The 16,163-nt window shown below is 70.8% G+C and carries 17 protein-coding genes; 10 read left to right on the plus strand and 7 right to left on the minus strand.

Annotated elements, in window-relative coordinates:
• Positions 1–139: 139 nt before the first annotated feature.
• From miaB to ABT061_RS05970, 4 genes are all read left to right on the plus strand, one after another.
• Positions 140–1,633, plus strand: a complete 1,494-nt coding sequence (gene miaB, locus ABT061_RS05955; protein WP_350913157.1) for a tRNA (N6-isopentenyl adenosine(37)-C2)-methylthiotransferase MiaB — start codon at positions 140–142, stop codon at positions 1,631–1,633.
• A 327-nt stretch (positions 1,634–1,960) separates the two neighbouring features.
• The gene (locus ABT061_RS05960) at positions 1,961–2,506 is read left to right on the plus strand and encodes a hypothetical protein (protein ID WP_350913159.1); all 546 of its coding nucleotides are present in this window, start codon (positions 1,961–1,963) and stop codon (positions 2,504–2,506) included.
• A gap of 141 nt (positions 2,507–2,647) precedes the next feature.
• Positions 2,648–3,337 (plus strand): class III extradiol ring-cleavage dioxygenase family protein, encoded by a 690-nt coding sequence (locus ABT061_RS05965; RefSeq protein ID WP_350913161.1) that lies wholly within the window; start codon positions 2,648–2,650, stop codon positions 3,335–3,337.
• A gap of 98 nt (positions 3,338–3,435) precedes the next feature.
• On the plus strand, positions 3,436–3,951 hold the full coding sequence (locus ABT061_RS05970; protein ID WP_350913163.1) for a methylated-DNA--[protein]-cysteine S-methyltransferase: 516 nt from the start codon (positions 3,436–3,438) through the stop codon (positions 3,949–3,951).
• A 36-nt stretch (positions 3,952–3,987) separates the two neighbouring features.
• On the opposite strand, the gene ABT061_RS05975 is transcribed toward ABT061_RS05970, so the two are convergent.
• Positions 3,988–4,263 (minus strand): antitoxin, encoded by a 276-nt coding sequence (locus ABT061_RS05975; RefSeq protein WP_350913165.1) that lies wholly within the window; start codon positions 4,261–4,263, stop codon positions 3,988–3,990.
• Positions 4,264–4,337: 74 nt separating this feature from the next.
• On the opposite strand from ABT061_RS05975, the gene miaA reads away from it, so the two are divergent.
• The 4 genes from miaA (at position 4,338) to ABT061_RS05995 (ending at position 9,527) form a co-directional block, all read left to right on the plus strand.
• Entirely contained in the window at positions 4,338–5,243 is a 906-nt protein-coding gene (gene miaA, locus ABT061_RS05980) for a tRNA (adenosine(37)-N6)-dimethylallyltransferase MiaA (RefSeq protein WP_350913168.1), read from the plus strand.
• 139 nt (positions 5,244–5,382) lie between these two features.
• The gene (gene dapF / locus ABT061_RS05985) at positions 5,383–6,189 is read left to right on the plus strand and encodes a diaminopimelate epimerase (protein ID WP_350913170.1); all 807 of its coding nucleotides are present in this window, start codon (positions 5,383–5,385) and stop codon (positions 6,187–6,189) included.
• A gap of 147 nt (positions 6,190–6,336) precedes the next feature.
• A complete protein-coding gene (locus ABT061_RS05990; protein ID WP_350913172.1) occupies positions 6,337–8,613 on the plus strand; it encodes a tetratricopeptide repeat protein in 2,277 nt (758 codons plus the stop codon).
• Positions 8,614–8,768: 155 nt separating this feature from the next.
• Positions 8,769–9,527: an SDR family NAD(P)-dependent oxidoreductase gene (locus ABT061_RS05995; protein WP_350913174.1), complete on the plus strand. Its 759-nt coding sequence runs from the start codon at positions 8,769–8,771 to the stop codon at positions 9,525–9,527.
• Between the two features lie 74 nt (positions 9,528–9,601).
• Here the strand turns inward: ABT061_RS05995 and ABT061_RS06000 are convergent, their stop codons facing one another.
• The gene (locus ABT061_RS06000; RefSeq protein WP_350913175.1) at positions 9,602–10,051 is read right to left on the minus strand and encodes a peptidase inhibitor family I36 protein; all 450 of its coding nucleotides are present in this window, start codon (positions 10,049–10,051) and stop codon (positions 9,602–9,604) included.
• 296 nt (positions 10,052–10,347) lie between these two features.
• Here ABT061_RS06000 and ABT061_RS06005 point away from each other — a divergent pair, with 296 nt between their 5' ends.
• Entirely contained in the window at positions 10,348–11,022 is a 675-nt protein-coding gene (locus tag ABT061_RS06005) for an HNH endonuclease family protein (protein WP_350913177.1), read from the plus strand.
• Here the strand turns inward: ABT061_RS06005 and ABT061_RS06010 are convergent, their stop codons facing one another.
• The 3 genes from ABT061_RS06010 to ABT061_RS06020 all read right to left on the minus strand — a co-directional run bounded on the left by ABT061_RS06010 (position 11,023) and on the right by ABT061_RS06020 (position 13,600).
• Positions 11,023–11,370, minus strand: coding sequence for a PepSY domain-containing protein (locus ABT061_RS06010; protein ID WP_350913179.1), 348 nt, complete (start codon positions 11,368–11,370; stop codon positions 11,023–11,025). It lies immediately after the preceding gene.
• 290 nt (positions 11,371–11,660) lie between these two features.
• Complete coding sequence (locus ABT061_RS06015; protein ID WP_350913181.1) at positions 11,661–12,920, minus strand: sensor histidine kinase; 1,260 nt, start codon at positions 12,918–12,920, stop codon at positions 11,661–11,663.
• A complete protein-coding gene (locus ABT061_RS06020) occupies positions 12,917–13,600 on the minus strand; it encodes a response regulator transcription factor (protein ID WP_030904055.1) in 684 nt (227 codons plus the stop codon). Before ABT061_RS06020 ends, ABT061_RS06015 begins: the two co-directional genes overlap by 4 nt.
• A 93-nt stretch (positions 13,601–13,693) precedes the next feature.
• Here ABT061_RS06020 and ABT061_RS06025 point away from each other — a divergent pair, with 93 nt between their 5' ends.
• On the plus strand, positions 13,694–14,245 hold the full coding sequence (locus ABT061_RS06025; protein WP_350913183.1) for a hypothetical protein: 552 nt from the start codon (positions 13,694–13,696) through the stop codon (positions 14,243–14,245).
• A gap of 79 nt (positions 14,246–14,324) precedes the next feature.
• Here the strand turns inward: ABT061_RS06025 and ABT061_RS06030 are convergent, their stop codons facing one another.
• Both ABT061_RS06030 and ABT061_RS06035 read right to left on the minus strand, forming a co-directional pair.
• Positions 14,325–15,422: a CU044_5270 family protein gene (locus ABT061_RS06030; protein ID WP_350913185.1), complete on the minus strand. Its 1,098-nt coding sequence runs from the start codon at positions 15,420–15,422 to the stop codon at positions 14,325–14,327.
• Positions 15,419–16,018, minus strand: coding sequence for an RNA polymerase sigma factor (locus ABT061_RS06035; protein ID WP_350913187.1), 600 nt, complete (start codon positions 16,016–16,018; stop codon positions 15,419–15,421). Before ABT061_RS06035 ends, ABT061_RS06030 begins: the two co-directional genes overlap by 4 nt.
• Positions 16,019–16,163: the final 145 nt, after the last annotated feature.

Below are 16,163 nucleotides of genomic sequence, written 5' to 3' on the forward strand. Positions count from 1 at the left end.
GGTACCGATCAGATCACGGCCTACTTACCTCCTGCTTACCTCCTGGTCGTCGGCGGACGGTGACGTGCCCGTTACCCTGAGTCCGGCCGACGGTGAGCCGTACCCGAAGGTTCGGCGGAGCGCCTACCCTTGTCGTGAGATGACTGCCACCGTGGAGAGCGCCCGCACGTACGAGGTCCGTACCTATGGGTGCCAGATGAACGTGCACGACTCCGAGCGTCTGTCGGGTCTGCTGGAAGACGCCGGATACGTTCCGGCAGCCCAGGGGGAGACGGCCGACGTGGTCGTGTTCAACACCTGTGCCGTACGGGAGAACGCCGACAACAAGCTCTACGGCAACCTCGGGCACCTGCGCCCCTCGAAGATCGGCAATCCCGGCATGCAGATCGCCGTGGGCGGCTGCCTGGCGCAGAAGGACCAGGGAGAGATCGTCCGCAGGGCGCCCTGGGTGGATGTGGTGTTCGGCACCCACAACATCGGCTCGCTGCCGGTGCTGCTCGAGCGCGCGCGCGTCCTGCAGGAGGCCCAGGTCGAGATCAAGGAATCCCTGGAGACCTTCCCGAGCACGTTGCCGACCAAGCGCGAGTCCGCCTACGCCGCCTGGGTGTCGGTCTCCGTGGGCTGCAACAACACCTGCACGTTCTGTATCGTGCCCGCCCTGCGCGGCAAGGAGAAGGACCGCCGCCCCGGCGACATCCTCAACGAGGTCCGCACCCTGGTCGACCAGGGTGTGCTGGAGATCACCCTCCTCGGCCAGAACGTCAACACCTACGGTGTGGAGTTCGGAGACAGGCTTGCCTTCGGCAAGCTGCTGCGGGCCTGCGGCGAGATCGAGGGGCTGGAGCGGGTCCGCTTCACCAGCCCGCACCCGGCGGCGTTCACCGACGACGTCATCGCGGCCATGGCCGAGACGCCTAATGTGATGCACCAGCTCCACATGCCGCTGCAGTCGGGCTCCGACCGGGTCCTCAAGGCGATGCGCCGCTCCTACCGGGCCGAGCGCTACCTCGGCATCATCGAGCGGGTCCGCGCCGCCATGCCCGACGCGGCCATCTCCACGGACATCATCGTGGGCTTCCCCGGCGAGACCGAGGAGGACTTCCAGGGCACCCTCGACGTGGTGCGCGAGTCGCGGTTCGCCAACGCCTTCACCTTCCAGTACTCCATCAGGCCGGGCACCCCTGCCGCCACCATGGACCACCAGATCCCCAAGGAGGTCGTGCAGGAGCGCTACGAGCGACTCGTCGCCCTGCAGACCGAGATCTCCTGGGCGGAGAACAAGAAGCAGGTCGGCCGGACCCTCGACGTGCTGGTGGCCGAGGGCGAGGGCCGCAAGGACGAGGCGACCAGGCGCATGTCGGGGCGGGCCCCCGACAACCGCCTGGTGCACTTCACCCCGGGGGCCGAGGTTCCGCGCCCCGGCGACGTGGTGAGCGCCGAGGTCACCTACGCGGCGCCGCACCACCTGGTGGCCGACGGTCCCGCCCTGAGGCTCCGCCGTACCCGCGCGGGCGATGCCTGGGAGGCCCGTCAGGGTGCCCCGGCGGGCTCCGGCTCCGGTGTCATGCTCGGCATGCCCTCGATCGGCCGCCCGGCTCCGCTCCCGGACATCTCGGGCTGCTCCGCCACCTGAGGTCCCGCACGAGGCTTCGGGTACGCCTCCGCTGAGATTTTTTCCGGACGGATCTCCCCGGGACGTCCCTCGCCGAGGTGGCCGTTCCGGGGGGTCGTACGCTCATGATCGAATAGTTGGAATCCCCTGCGGGAGCGGGGATTCCGGCGCTGTCACCTTCTCTGCCAGGGCATACGCGGACGATGACACCCTGAGTCCTTTAAGGGACGATATTTCGTGATTCATTTGTGATTGGTGTGTGAGCATTTCCCCGCTGTGGTTACTGTGGTTCGGCACCCTTCGGAAACCGAGGAGGTTTCCCCCCGAGAACCGCAGGGAGTTTTCCCCATGCATGTCCCTCCATCTCCGGGCGGTCCCGGAGAAACAGAGATCCTTACCGGTCCCGCCGGTGAGCCCGGCAAGCCACGCAGGTCCCGCAGGTCCCAGCGGAGAAGCGGCCCGGCCATAGCCGCCTTCTCCGTCCTCGCCGCCGCCCTCCTGGGCGGGGGCGTCGTCTTCGCCGTCGTGAACGGCGACCAGGACGGCCCCGGAGCGCCGCCGGCAAGGGCGCCGGAGAGCACCCAGGAGGCCGCTCAGAACCCCGAGCCCGACCAGAACGTGCCGCAGGAGGAGAAGCAGAAGCCGGAGAAGGAGTCGAACACCGCCTCCGGCGGCGATGACACCTCCACCGGAGGCGCGGGTACCGACGCGGGCACGGGCACCGACCGGACGGGCCAGAGCGAGCCGGGAGCCGATTCGGCCGCGGGGAAACCCGCGGCGGACAAGCCGTCGCAGCAGCAGAGCAGTCCCCAGAAGCCGCAGGAGGTTCCGGACGACCCCCGTGCCGACGGCGCCACCGGCTACGTGCACCCCCAGGGCCCGATCGGCGGCTGACGCGGGGCCGGCAGCCGTGCCTCCTGCCTCGGCGCGGCTTTCGGTCATGAAGCGGGACGCCAGGGCGCGCTGAGGGAATCACCGTGCCCCGGCGCTCTTTCCCGGGGCGGTTCCCCGGGAGGACTCGGTTAGTCTGGCCGGGTGCTTGTCGCCGCGGCTGTGTGCCCGCACCCCCCGCTGCTGCTCCCCGAACTGGCCGGAGCGGCGGCTGTGGAACTCGACGATCTCAGGGCGGCCTGCGCGGCCGCGCTCAGCGCGTTGCGTGATGCCGGAGCCGACACGATCGTGGTGGTCGGCGGCGCGGACCGGACCGTCACGTACGGCGCGGACGCCGCGGGAAGCCTCGCTCCCTGGGGCGTCGACGTACGAAGCGGCGAGGGGGAGCCCGTCCTGCCACTGTCGCTGTCGGTCGGCCGCTGGCTCCTCGACAGGGAGCACCTGACCGCCTCGGCATTTCATGCGATCTCCTTCGACGCGCCCCCGGCGGAGTGCGCGGCCCTGGGCGAGCGGCTGGCGGCCACGGCCGGTCGCGTGGCGATGCTCGTCATGGCCGACGGCTCGGCCTGCCTCACCGAGAAGTCCCCCGGTTATCTGGACTCGCGTGCCGAGCCGTACAACAGGGCGATCGCCCTGGCGCTGGCCCGCGCCGAGATCCCGCCGCTCGACCCCGGAGAGGCCGCCGAGCTGTGGGTCGCCGGCCGTGCGGCCCTGCAGGTCCTGGGCGGCTGCGGCAGCGCCCTGCGCGGAGAGCTCCTCTATGACGACGCGCCCTACGGCGTCGGCTACTTCGCCGCCCGCTGGACGGAACGGACGGCCCCGCCGACGGACTGACGCGGGAGATGGCAACGAACAGGTGGACCGCAGTGGTCACGGTGACGGATGGGCGCCGTGCCCGAGGTGACGGGGATGCGAGGTCGATGGTGGGAACGGTGGCGTTCGGGAGTGTCGCGACGCAGTTGGGGGACATGGTCGTCGCGGTGACCGAGGAGGGGGTGGTGAGCGTGGGCTGGGGTGACCCGGCGGCGTTCAGGACCCGCGCGCTTGAGCGGCTGAGGCTGGACGAGGTGGACGATCCCGGCAGGACCGCCGGGGTGCTCGCCGAGCTGAGCGACTATTACGCGGGCAGGCTGAAGGTCTTCGGCGTGCCGGTGGACTGGCGGCTGACCTCGCCGGTGCAGCGCAGGGTGCTCGGCACGCTGTACGAAACGGTGCCATATGGCAAGGCGGTGACCTACGGGGAACTGGCGGCCCGGAGCGGGACGGGCGTTCCGGCGCGGGCCATCGGGTCGATCATGGGAGCCAACCCGATCCCCGTCATCGTGCCGTGCCACCGGGTGGTCGCCGGAAACGGCCTCGGCGGGTTCAGCGGGGGCGAAGGCGTGGAGTCGAAGCGGTGGCTGCTGACCCTGGAAGGCTATCTGCAGCCGACGCTCGACTGGGACTGACCGGGACCGGGATCCGCTCCATCGTGCGGCCGGCGCCTACGGGCCGTAGGGCGGAGGCGTGTCGGGCCGGCCGGTCTGACCGGGATCGGGCGCGGCGCCGCTCTGACCGGTGCCGGGTGTCGTGCCCGGCTGATCGTCGATCTTGTCAGCCATCTCCCTCGCCTTCTGCGCGGCGGTGCTGATCTGCTGGTCGTGCTTCCCTCCGGTCTTCTCCCTGGCGATCTGCTCCGCCTTGTCGATGCCCTTCTTGACGAGCTCCTCGGTCTTGGCATCGCCGCCCAGCATGTTCTTGACCTTGTCGAAGATGGACATGATGTATCCCCCAATCCCGATGCACGGGATGCATCGCCTCTCCCCCATACCCAGCGAGTTGGCAGAATTACCCCGTGCCTCAGTTACCCGTCATAGCCGTCGTCGGCCCGACCGCCGCCGGAAAGTCCGATCTGGCCGTGGATCTCGCCCTCGAACTGGGGGGCGAGGTGATAAACACCGACTCGATGCAGCTTTACCAAGGTATGGACATCGGGACGGCGAAACTCTCCATGGGGGAGCGGCGGGGGGTTCCCCACCACCTGCTGGACATCTGGGACGTGACCAGAACCGCCAGCGTGGCCGAGTACCAGTCGCTGGTCCGACCGCTGATCGACGACCTGCGGGCCAAGGAGGTGGTGCCGATCCTGGTGGGCGGGTCCGGGCTGTACGTGCGGGCCGCCCTGGACGACCTGGAGTTCCCCGGTACCGACCCGCGGGTCCGTGCCCTGCTGGAGGCCGAGCTCGACCTGCACGGCCCCGCCCCGCTGTACGAGCGGCTCCGCGAGCGCGACCCCAAGGCGGCCGAGACGATCCTGTCGAGCAACGGCCGCAGGATCGTCCGCGCACTGGAGGTCATCGAGATCTCCGGGCGGCCGTTCTCGGCCACGATGCCGTCGTACGACGCCGTCTACGACAGCGTTCAGCTGGGGGTGGAGGTACCGAGGGCGGTGCTGGACGCCCGGGTCGAGGCGCGGGTCGAGCGCATGTGGCGGGCCGGGCTGGTGGACGAGGTCAGGGAGCTCGCCGCACATGGGCTCGCCGGAGGCCGCACGGCCAGTCGTGCCCTCGGGTACGCGCAGGTGCTGCGCTTCCTCGGCGGTGAGTGCACCGAGGAGGAGGCGAAGGAGGAGACGGTACGGGCGACGCGCAGGTTCGTCCGCCGTCAGGAGTCGTGGTTCCGTCGCGACCCCCGGGTGATCTGGCTCCCCCAGCAGGAACCCGACCTGCTGGGACGCGCGCTCGCCGCGATTCGCGGCTGACCGCGCCGGCCTTCCCGGCCGGGCGTGGTTCCCGATCCCGCCCGGCCGGGAAGGCCGGCGGTTCCCCGGCCGATGTGCCGGAGGATGGGCCGTTCCCCGGGGCGACGGGGGCGGACGCGGGCCTGGATAGAGTTGGGGCATGCGATTCGCGAAGGGGCACGGCACCGAGAACGACTTCGTCATCCTTCCCGACCCGGACGGTGAGCTGGAGCTGCCCGCGACACTCGTGGCGGCGCTGTGCGACCGGCGCGCAGGGATCGGCGCGGACGGCGTGCTACGGGTGACGCGGACGAAGCTCAGCCCGGAGGTGTCCGGCCAGGCCGGCGAGGCCGAGTGGTTCATGGACTATCGCAATGCCGACGGCGGCATCGCCGAGATGTGCGGCAACGGGATGCGGGTCTTCGCCCGTTACCTGGTCGACGAGGGGCTCGCCGCGCCCGGGGAGTTCGGCGTCGCGACACGCACGGGGGTCAGGCGCGTACGGCTGGCGGAGACGGGGGACGTGACCGTCGACATGGGCCCGCCCCGGGTGCTGGGGTCGAGCCGCGCGATCGTCGCGGGCCACGAGTACGAAGGCGTCCACGTCGACATGGGAAACCCCCACCTGGCCTGCGTCATCGGCGACCCGGTGGCCCAGCTCGACCTGAGCCACCAGCCCGCGTTCGATCCCGAGGTGTTCCCCTCCGGAGTCAACATCGAGCTGCTCAATCCGGTGGGTCCGCGCCGGGTCGTCATGCGGGTCTTCGAGCGCGGTTCCGGTGAGACGCGCTCCTGCGGCACCGGCGCGGTCGCCTCGGCCGTGGCCGCCGCGCGACTGGCCGGTGAGACCAGCGGCACCTGGGCGGTCGAGGTGCTCGGCGGCACCGTCACCGTCACCCTGGACGAGCGGACCAGCTACCTGGCGGGGCCCGCCGTCCTCGTCGCGTCCGGTGAGATCACGCTCTGACCCGCGCGGCACCGTCGCGGGCGCGCCGGGCCCGGTGAGGTCACGCTCCAAGCCGTGCGGGCGGAAGCCGTAACGCCGCCCCTCCGGACCGTGCGGGATCGCCAAGTCGTTTGGGGCATGCTTCCCGACCTGGCAGACTGACGTCTCATGGACGTGGACATCTGGGCCTGGGTGGGCGACACCCAGCGGCAACTGCACGAAGCAGGTAACACCGGTCTGGCTATGGCGATCGGAGATGTGCCCGCGCAGGCGCTGGAAGGCCGATACGCGCAGCTCGACGTGCTCGCGCCCGCGATCGCGCAGCAGGCGGAGAATCTGCAGATGCCCTGGCTGGAGTTCTACGCCCGCTACTGGCATCTGATCGGCCGTATCGGCGACCGCGCGCAGGGGGCGGTCGCGATCGCCGACGCCGAGGCACTGGTCGAGTTCACCAGGCGCGAGGACGTCCGCGAATGCCCGGCCGCGCCCGGTGCCGTCGTGGCGCTGGCCCTCGCCCAGGCGAACGCCGACGGCCCCGGTTACGCCGCCGAGCGGCTGGCCGCGCTCTCGGCACTGGAGGTCGAGCCCGGCTCGCTGGCCTTCGCCTCCGTCGCCGAGCACTATGTCGCGGCGCTTCTCGACGCGGGGCGCGTCGAGGAGGCCGTCTCCCACGCCGAGACCGCCGTGGCGGCGCTGGGCGGCGCGGGCCGCGAGGCGAGCTGGGAGCTGGGGGCCGCCTCGGCCCGCGCGCTGCTCGCCGCGGGCCGCGCCGAGGACGCGCTCACCGCGCTCGACGCCGCGGCCGGTTTCAAGCCGGACGACCCGGTGGCCAAGGGGTATCGCGAGGGAGTGCTCCGTGCGCTCGTGCTCGTGACCCTCGATCGCGTGCAGGAGTCCGTCGACGCCCTGCCCGATCTCGACGTGGTCGGCGAGCACCCCCGCGCCTGGGTCGAGTGGTCGTACGCCATCCGCGCGCTCGCCGGGTCGGCGCAGATCACCAACACCTGGCAGCTGGGCCGGGTGCTCAAGCAGTGGATCGACTACTTCGCGATGATGGGCGGCTACCGCGCCCGGGTCGAGCTGGCGCTCGTCGCCGGGCAACTGGCGGTCGCCCGCCAGGGAATCTGGCAGGCCCGTCTCCTGGCCGACCTGGCGGAGTCGGCGGCGGGAGAGCTCAGGAACTCCGGTGACGTCGCCGAGCGGATCGCCGCGCTGCGCGCCGCCGCCGACGAGGCCACCGCGCTTCCTGCCCCGGTCTCCGAGGACGAGCTGGTCGGCTCCTTCGACGCCGCCGACGGCTTCAACGCCGACCCGGAGCGCTGGGTGGGCTGGCTGGCCCCGCTGTCCGGCCGCGACGTGGAGGGCACCCGGCGCCACACCACCACGCTGGGCTTTCTCGGCTACCCGGCGAGGGGTGCCGACATCTACTGGACCATGCTGGTCGAGTCCGGCGACATCGAGAACGCCGACCCGCAGGACTCCGCGTACCTCAGCAGCCTGCTGATCGAGGCCCGTCAGGACGAGCGCCTGGAGCAGATGGCCGAGCGGCTGCCCGCCGCGCAGCGCCACATGGCCCTGGGGCGCCTGCACACCGCACGGGAGCGCTGGGAGCAGGCGGCGGCCGAGGGAGAGGCGGCGGTCGCCGCCGGCGGCGGTATCGACGCGGCCAGGCTGTGGTCGGCCGCGGCGCAGCAGCTCGGCGACAACGCCAAGGGTGCGGGCATTCTGCGCGATCTCCTCGACTCCGAGGAGATCGAGCAGCAGGACCTGTGGAGGATGGTCGTCATGGCGACGGCCGCCGAAGACTGGGAGACCGTCCGCCTGGGCGCAGCCAGGATCGGGATTCCGCTGCAGTCGAGCGAGGGACCGATCGAGGAGGAGATGGGCCTGGTGCGCATCATCCTCCCCGCCCCCGACGGCAGCCAGCGTCAGGTCCTGAGCGTGCGCACGGGCCCCGCGACGGCGCGCCTGGCCATTCCCCAGCCCCCCGGCATGGAGTACAACGCCGGTGACCTGGTCGTCTTCGAGCCGCAGTTGCTGGAGCCGATTCCGGAGAGCGCCGAGGAGCAGGAGAAGTTCGTCCCGCCCTTCGCCGCGGTGAGCATGCTCCGCCCCGGTGGTTACACCAGCTGGTTCTTCGACGGTGCCGCGCCCAGTCAGGCCGACTGGACGGAGTTCAACGAGGTCATGGCCGAGCGCGGCTGGCCGATGTGGGTCTACAGCGACGACAACTACACCGTGACCCACCCGACCACGGGCGAGCCGCTGCCCGGCGTGTTCGGCTGGATCGCGGTCCCGCCGGACATCAGCCCGGTCGAGGTCGACGCGCTCCTGGACGACGCCACCGAGCGCTGGGTGCACCCGCTGGCCTGGCTCGATCTGGCCAAGGCCGTCGATGTCGAGGTGGAGCGGCACGAGCGGATCACCAAGGAGTACGGCCTGTAGGACGGATCGCCGCGGGCCGCTCCCGAAGCCCGCGGCGCCGCTCGGAGCCTTGAGCCCGGAAAACCGCACCGCCCGTGAGGAGGCCCCTCACGGGCGGTTCTTTTCTTGGTCATTAGAATCTTGTTCGGCATGTGGGGTGGACTGAGGAGGATTGAATGCTGGACCGATTCCGGCTGGACGGCAAGGTCGCGATCGTCACCGGCGCGTCCTCGGGGCTCGGCGTCGCGTTCGCCAGGGGCCTGGCCGAGGCGGGTGCGGACATCGTGATCGGCGCTCGCAGGAAGGACCGTCTTGAGGAGACCCGCGCCCTGGTCGAGGAGACCGGCAGGCGCTGCGTGGCCCTCGTCACCGACGTGGTCAAGCCCGAGGACTGCCAGGCCCTGGCCGAAGCCGCGGTCGCCGAACTGGGTGCGGTGGACATCCTGATCAACAACGCGGGTGTGGGCACCGCGGTCCCGGCGCTGAGGGAGACGCCCGAGCAGTTCCGGCAGGTGGTGGAGATCAACCTGCACGGCACCTACTGGATGGCGCAGGCCTGCGCCAGGGTCATGAAGCCCGGCTCCTCGATCGTCAACGTCGGCAGCATCCTGGGCGAGACGACCGCCGGGCTGCCGCAGGCCGCCTACAGCGCGTCCAAGGCGGGGGTCGTCGGCCTCACCCGTGACCTCGCCCAGCAGTGGACGGGACGTCGCGGCATCCGGGTCAACTGCGTCGAGCCGGGTTTCTTCGCCTCGGAGATGACCGACCAGTACGCGGAGGGCTACCTGGCCTGGCAGCTTGAGCACCGGGTGCTGATGAAGCGCCCCGGAGATCCGGCCGAACTCGTCGCGGCGGCGATCTTTCTCGCCTCGGACGCCGCCTCGTATGTCACCGGTGCGGTGATCCCGGTCGACGGCGGGATCCTGATCACCTGACCTGGGCGGTCGCGGAGACCTTCTCCCCGAGGCCCGGACAGGCGGGCGCGCGGGGAGAAGAAAGGGGGCGGGGGTCAGTAGCGCCAGTCGACGGCGTCGACGCTGTCGTTGGTCTCGGGGGGCTCTTCGAAGGAGTTGCCGGGATACAGCGTGCGCTCCTCGCCCTCGTAGTCGATCAGCAGGACGTAGTAGCCGGTGTTGTTGATCCATGACGAGACGTTGTTCGCGGCGGTGGAGGAGCCACCCACCCCGCCCGGCATCGGCACGTTGTTCAGATCGGTCGGGTAGCCCGCGGGGATGCTGTATCCCGGTCCGTTGAAGCCGTGGTCGCGGTAGAGACAGAGGCTGTTGAAGGGGCAGCTCGCGTTCTCCGCGAGCTGGACCACTCTCGGCGGCAGGCTGGAGGCCTGCTGAGCGGCCGCCGCGGTGGAGCCGGTGGAGGCCAGGAGCAGGGCGGCCGCGGTGCTGAACAGTCCTGTCGCGGTCCGTGCGAGGTGGGGATGACGCGATGAGATCTTACCCATGCGAATCCTCTTCGTAGTTGTTTGCTCACCCATTGTGAACACTCTTGGCCATTAGAGCATTGTTACTTTACGTAGTCGATAGTCGCGTTGCGTAAAAATTCCGAGGCGTGCTTCCGGCGGGGTGGTGCTCGAAATGCATTTGTGCAGGTCAGATGTGAGACGTGGTTAAGGTGCGGATTGACGCGCCGAAAAGCCTCCCGGCCTCCCACAGACTGCTTGAGGCTTTTAGGATTGAAGGAGGTATCTGGAATAATTTGCCGCTTCAGAGGTAGTGAACGCGCGGGAGAGGTGGCATAGTGCGGGCTGCGCTGGCACGAGGGATGGTCATCGCGACGATCGCGTTCACGGTGGTGGGCTGCGGTCCGATTCCGGGCGGTCCGGACGACGGTACGAAGTCCTCCGGCGGCGGACAGTCCGCGTCCGAGGCGCTCCAGGAGCTGAAGAAGCTCGAGGTCAAGGGTCGCGCCCCGATGACCGGTTTCGACCGTGGCGAGTTCGGGCCCGCGTGGTCGGACGTCGACAAGAACGGCTGCGACACCCGCAACGACATTCTCATCCGCGACCTGAAGGATGAGACTTTCAAGGAGGGTGGCAAGAACTGCATCGTGCAGTCCGGCATTCTCGACGACCCCTACAGCGGTAAGACCATCAAGTTCGAGCGTGGGACACGGACCAGTTCGGCGGTGCAGATCGACCACGTGGTCGCGCTCGCCGATGCCTGGCAGAAGGGCGCCCAGGAGTGGACCAAGACCAAGCGCAAGGAACTGGCCAACGACCCGCTGAACCTGCTGGCCGTCGACGGGCCGCTGAACAGCCAGAAGGGCGCCGGTGACGCGGCGACCTGGCTCCCGCCGCGCCACGCCTACCGGTGCCCCTACGTCGAGCGCCAGATCAAGGTGAAGGTCAAGTACGGCCTGTGGGTGACGCCCGCGGAGAAGGACGCCATGCAGGCCGTACTCGAGGCCTGCTGATCAGTCGTCGTACTCGCGCTTCAACTTGATGATCTTCCCTGTCCGCGCCGACACGTAGACGTCGTACTCCCAGGCGCCCTTGCGCAGCTCGATCTTCCAGGCGCGCTGGCCGTGCTCCCACTCGCGCTCGACCTTGGTCACCCGCGCGCCGGGGACGCGCTTCTTGGCGATCTGTACGGCCTTGCGGGAGGAGATGTCCGCCGCGGTCGTGCCGGCGGCGGCGATGGTGGTGGTGGAGGTGATCGCCGTGCTGTCCGTCTGGTGCGCGGCGAGGGCGACGCCGCCCCCAGCGGTCAGCAGGGCGGCGGTTGCGAGGGTTCCGACGGTGATTCTGGTGATTCGTTTCATGGGTCAAGATTTGCGGAGATTTTGATAGGGGCACGCTAAGAGATCGTTAAGCGAGGGAATCCGGTTTCGGATCTCACCCCCGGACGGACCGGATCGGGCTTCCCGGCTGTCAGGGCAGTGCCACCCGAACGCGGCCCGTCATCCGGCCGGACGCCCGTGGAGGACCGTGGGGGACGGGAGCGCCCGGTGCTCGTTCACGACGAGCACCGGTGCGAAAGGGGTAACGCCGCCGCGGCAACCCGCTGGGCCGCTCAGCCGGAGGCTGAGGATCGGCGAACGGCCGCCGATCCTCAGGACGTGGCGGCGGGCAGGAACAGGATCACGCCCGCCCCGCCCGCGGCAGAGGTCCGCAGGGACAGTGAGCCGCCCGCCGACTCGGCGGTGCGGCGGGCGATGTCGAGGCCGAGGCCGGTCGACCCGGCCCCGCTCGCACCGCGCTGCAGCGGGTCGGAGGTGGCGAAGCCGGGACCGGCGTCGGCGACGGTCAGCAGCGCGCCGCCCTCGGCCGGCTCCAACCGTACGGAGAACGAGACCCCCTCGGGCGTGTGCGCGAACACGTTGCCGAGCAGCGCGTCCACGCAGGCGGCCAGCTCGTCCGCGGGGACGGCGACCGGCAACGGGCCGGGAGCCAGATCGAGGGTGAAGTGCCGCGCCTGATCCTCGGCGAGCACCGACCAGAACGCGACCCGGGCCGCGGTCACCGCCGCCGCGTCGCACTCGGCCCGGTCCCGCACCCGCCGTCTGGCCTCGTTGATCACCGAGGTGACGGCGCGTTCCAGGGCGTCCACCCGGGCCTCGATCCTGGCCGACTCCTCCGGGTCGGTCAGGGACTCGGCCTCCAGCCTCAGCCCGGTCAGCGGGGTGCGCAGCCGGTGTGACAGGTCGGCGGCGTTCTCCCGCTCCTCCGCCAGCAGGCCGGTGATGCGCTCGGCCAGGTGGTTGAGGGCGAGACCGACCGCGTGCACCTCGACGGGGCCGTCGGGCACGGTTCTGGCGGACAGGTCGCCCGCGGCGAGCCGGTGCGAGACCCCCGCCAGCGCGGTGATCGGCCTGATCACCGCGCGGGCCAGCCGGTCGCCGACCAGCACGCCCAGCCCGACCAGGGCCAGGCCGAGCGCCGCCAGCCCGGCCCAGACCTGGGGCACCCCCCTGGTCAGCCGATCGTCGTCCAGGAACACCCGGACCACCGCGGTGCCCCCGGGCGCCCCCTGGACCGAGACCAGGATCTCCCTCCCACCGGGGGCGGCGGCGGTGACGCTGCGACCGAGGAAGGCCAGCTCCACGGCGGGGGAGCGCGGGGCCGGGGCACCGATCACCTGGCCGTCGGGGAGGAAGACGGTGACCGGGTGCGAGGTCTGTTCCGTGGTGAGCCGCAGGGTCTCGGCGTCCACGGCGCCGACCGCGACAGCCACCGACTCGGCTTCGCTCTCGGCCTCGCTGACCGCCCCGCTCACCGCCACCGTGCGGACCAGGAGCGCCAGCGGGACCATCAGCGCGATCAGTACCAGGGAGGTGGTCGCCGCGACCAGCAGGGTCAGCCAGCGCCTCATGCCGGGGCGGCCAGTCGCACGCCGACACCCCGGACGGTCTGCAGGTAGCGGGGCTCCTGCGAGGTCTCGCCCAGCTTGCGGCGGAGCCACGACAGGTGGACGTCCACGGTCTTGTCGGCTCCGCCGTAGGGGATCTGCCAGACGTGGGTGAGCAGTTCCCGCTTGGTGACCACCTCGCCGGGGCGGGCGGCCAGGTAGTGGAGCAGGTCGAACTCCCGTGGGCTCAGATCCAGCGGCGTCCCGTCCAGGGTCGCCTCCCGGGTACGCGGGTCGATCCGCAGGCCCCCGACGGTGACCGAGCTGTCGGCGCGGTTCTCGCCGGCCACCCGCCGGAGCACCGCCCGGATCCGGGCGTCGAGCTGGGTCGCGCTGAACGGCTTGACCACGTAGTCGTCGGCGCCCGCGTCCAGCAACCTGACCATCTCCGCGTCCCCGTCCCGCGCGGTCGCCACGATCACCGGGACCCGGCTCACCGCCCGGAGCATCCGAAGGAGGTCCAGCCCATCCATGTCGGGCAGGCCGAGATCGAGTACCACCAGGTCGGGGCGCTCCTCAACGGCCAGCCGGAGGCCGTCGAGAGCGGTGGGAGCGGACGACACGGCGTGACCGCGGTCGCGCAGGCCCCGGGTGAGGGAGGTGCGGATCGCGGCGTCGTCCTCGATGAGCAGTACGTTCGACATTTGCCGCCACGTTAGCCTCCTTCCACACCACCTCAAAAGCGGGTTATCGGCCCCTTAACCTTGTCTTATCGTTTCAGGTGGCACAGTGAACGCATGCGTAAGCGTCTTCCCCTGGTCGTGGCCGGTTGGCTGGTCACCGGACTCCTCGCGATCGGAGTGGGTGTGGCGGTGATCGACCGTCTCAGCGAGCCGCTGACGGACACCGGGCTCCAGCCGCTCTCCGCCGCCGAGGTCGACGAGGCGCTCGCCCTGGCCTCGTCCCTTCCCGGCGGTCCTCCCACCGCCGTTCCCACGTCCGCTCCCACGGCCGGGGTCACCTCGGATCCCGCCGAGTCCGCTTCCGAATCGACCGTCGCCGAGTCCGCTCCCCAGCCGACCGTTACCGTCACCACCACCGCCGCGCCCGTCGCGGAGCCCGGCGAGAGCCGGGTGATCACCACGGCGGGCGGCAGGGTCATCGCCCGCTGTAAGGACGGCCTGGTCACCCTCCGGTCGTGGAGCCCGGCCCAGGGATTCCAGACCGACGACGTCGAGCGTGGACCCGCCGACCGGGCCCGCGTCGAGTTCGAGTCCGAGGAGACCGAGGTCAAGGTCGAGGTCACCTGCGCGGCCGACGGATCACCCGTCCACCGCGTCCACAGCTGATCGGCCGTGGCCGGGGCTCCCCGTCCGCGAAGCCGGGTCCACGGCGCCGCGGCGGGCGGGGGTCAGGCAGGAGCGGCTGTCAGCCGCAGCGGTCCGTGTCCCCGACCTCCACCTCGGGAGCCTCGTCGGCCACCGTGACCGAGAGCTGGGCGGTCGAGGCGACCAGGCTGCCTCTGGGGGACTTGGCGGCCTTCTCGTCGACCACGATCCCGCGCTCGCCGAGCAGATCGTACGTCTTCGCGTCGAAGATCAGATCCTGCCTGACGCCGTCGAGGCCGACCCTGCCGACGCCGATCCCCTCGCGTCCCGCCGCGTCCTCGGCCCGCTCGGTGACGTCGACCCCGGGGATGGTGCCCAACGCCTTGAACAGCGCCGCCCGCTGCGCCGGGGGCATGTAGGTCTCCCTGAGCATGTCGCCCGCCGCGGTGAAGGCCGCCTCGTCCTTGGAGTTGCCGCCCCGGTCGCCGGTGTAGAGGTGGGCGCGCATCCCGTCGGCGTCCGTGGGGAGCCTGCTGAGCGCCGCGTGGTCGGTGCGCATGTACTCGGGGATCTTCCCGCAGTTCACCAGCGGCACCGTCTCGACTCCGGACTCCTTGTACGCCGTCTCGGGGATCGGCCAGCCCGGGTAGGCCCTGGGCTCCAGGTGTTCGATCCGCAGCACGCCGTTCCTCGTCCCGTCGGCGGACAGCCAGATGGCCCGCCTGGTCCGGTAGAGGTAGCGGGTCTCCTCGCCGACCTCACCCGTCTCCGCGTTCGTTGCCACGCCGCTGAAGGAGCCGTACATCGTCTCCGACTCGACCTTGACGAACTGGTCGTCACGCGGGGCGAGGTCCCTCTGCACGGCCGCTCGCGCCGCCCTGTCCAGTACCTCGCTCGCCGAGACGGCGACGATCTTGGGCATCGTCACCACGACCTCCTCGGCGTCTCCGGAGGGGCCGCCGCCCGGAGCCCGCGCCAGGGTGATCGCGGTCGCCCCCACCGCCACCGCGAGCGCCCCGGCCAGCGCCATCGCGTACGGCCCGCGCCACCGCGGCCCGTTCCGCAGCGGGTTCCGTCCCCGTGCCCGCGGCGCGGCGGCCGCGGCCAGCCCCCGCCTGGCCGCCTGCCTAGCCTCGTCGGCGTACGGGGGCGCCTCAGGCCGGATGGCGGCCACCAGCTCGATCTCGTCCTTGTTCATCTGTGTGACTCCAGGGAGCGGCGGATCTTGGTCCGGGTGCGAGAGAGGCGGGACCTGACGGTCCCGATCGGGATGCCGAGCGCCTGCGCGGCCTCCTCGTAGGTCAGGTCGGCCCAGGCCACCAGCAGGATCAGGTCCCGCTCCGCGGAGCCGAGCCCGGCCAGCGCGGCGGCGAGGGCGGGTCTGAGCCGGTCGGCGGTGACGCGCTCGGCGCTGCGGTCCTCGAATTCGGCCGCGGGCTCGGGAACCTGCCGGGCGAGCGTCTTCAACCTGCGGGTCTCCGACCTGCGGTGGCCGGAGATCAGGTTGGAGGCGATCCCGTACAGCCAGGGTCTGGCGTCGGCGCGGCCGAGGTCGTACCGGGCCCGCTTGCGGAAGGCTACGAGGAACGTCTCGGCCGTCATGTCGTCGGCCGTGGTCACGTCGTCCAGCCGCCGCGCCACGTACCGGTGGATCTCGTCGGCGTGCCGGTCGAAGAGCCCGGCGAACCTGTCGGGGTCCGTCAGGGACTCCCCGATCAGCGTCGCGTCGGTCGCGTCGTCGGTGGGCGGGGACAGCGGGAACGCCCCGGTCCGTTGGGGGAGACCCAGTGTCACCACCTGTTTCGTCCAGTCGTCATCAAGAGGGAATCCTTCCGGAGCGCGTACGCACTCTCACTACCTACTCCGCCGGCCGCCTCCATCGGGTTCCATAGACGGACATGTCTCCCTTGGGGGTCGTCCGACGGCTGGCGGCGGACGC

The organism is Streptosporangium sp. NPDC002544, assembly GCF_040295965.1.
In the GTDB taxonomy this organism is placed as follows: Bacteria; Actinomycetota; Actinomycetes; order Streptosporangiales; family Streptosporangiaceae; genus Streptosporangium.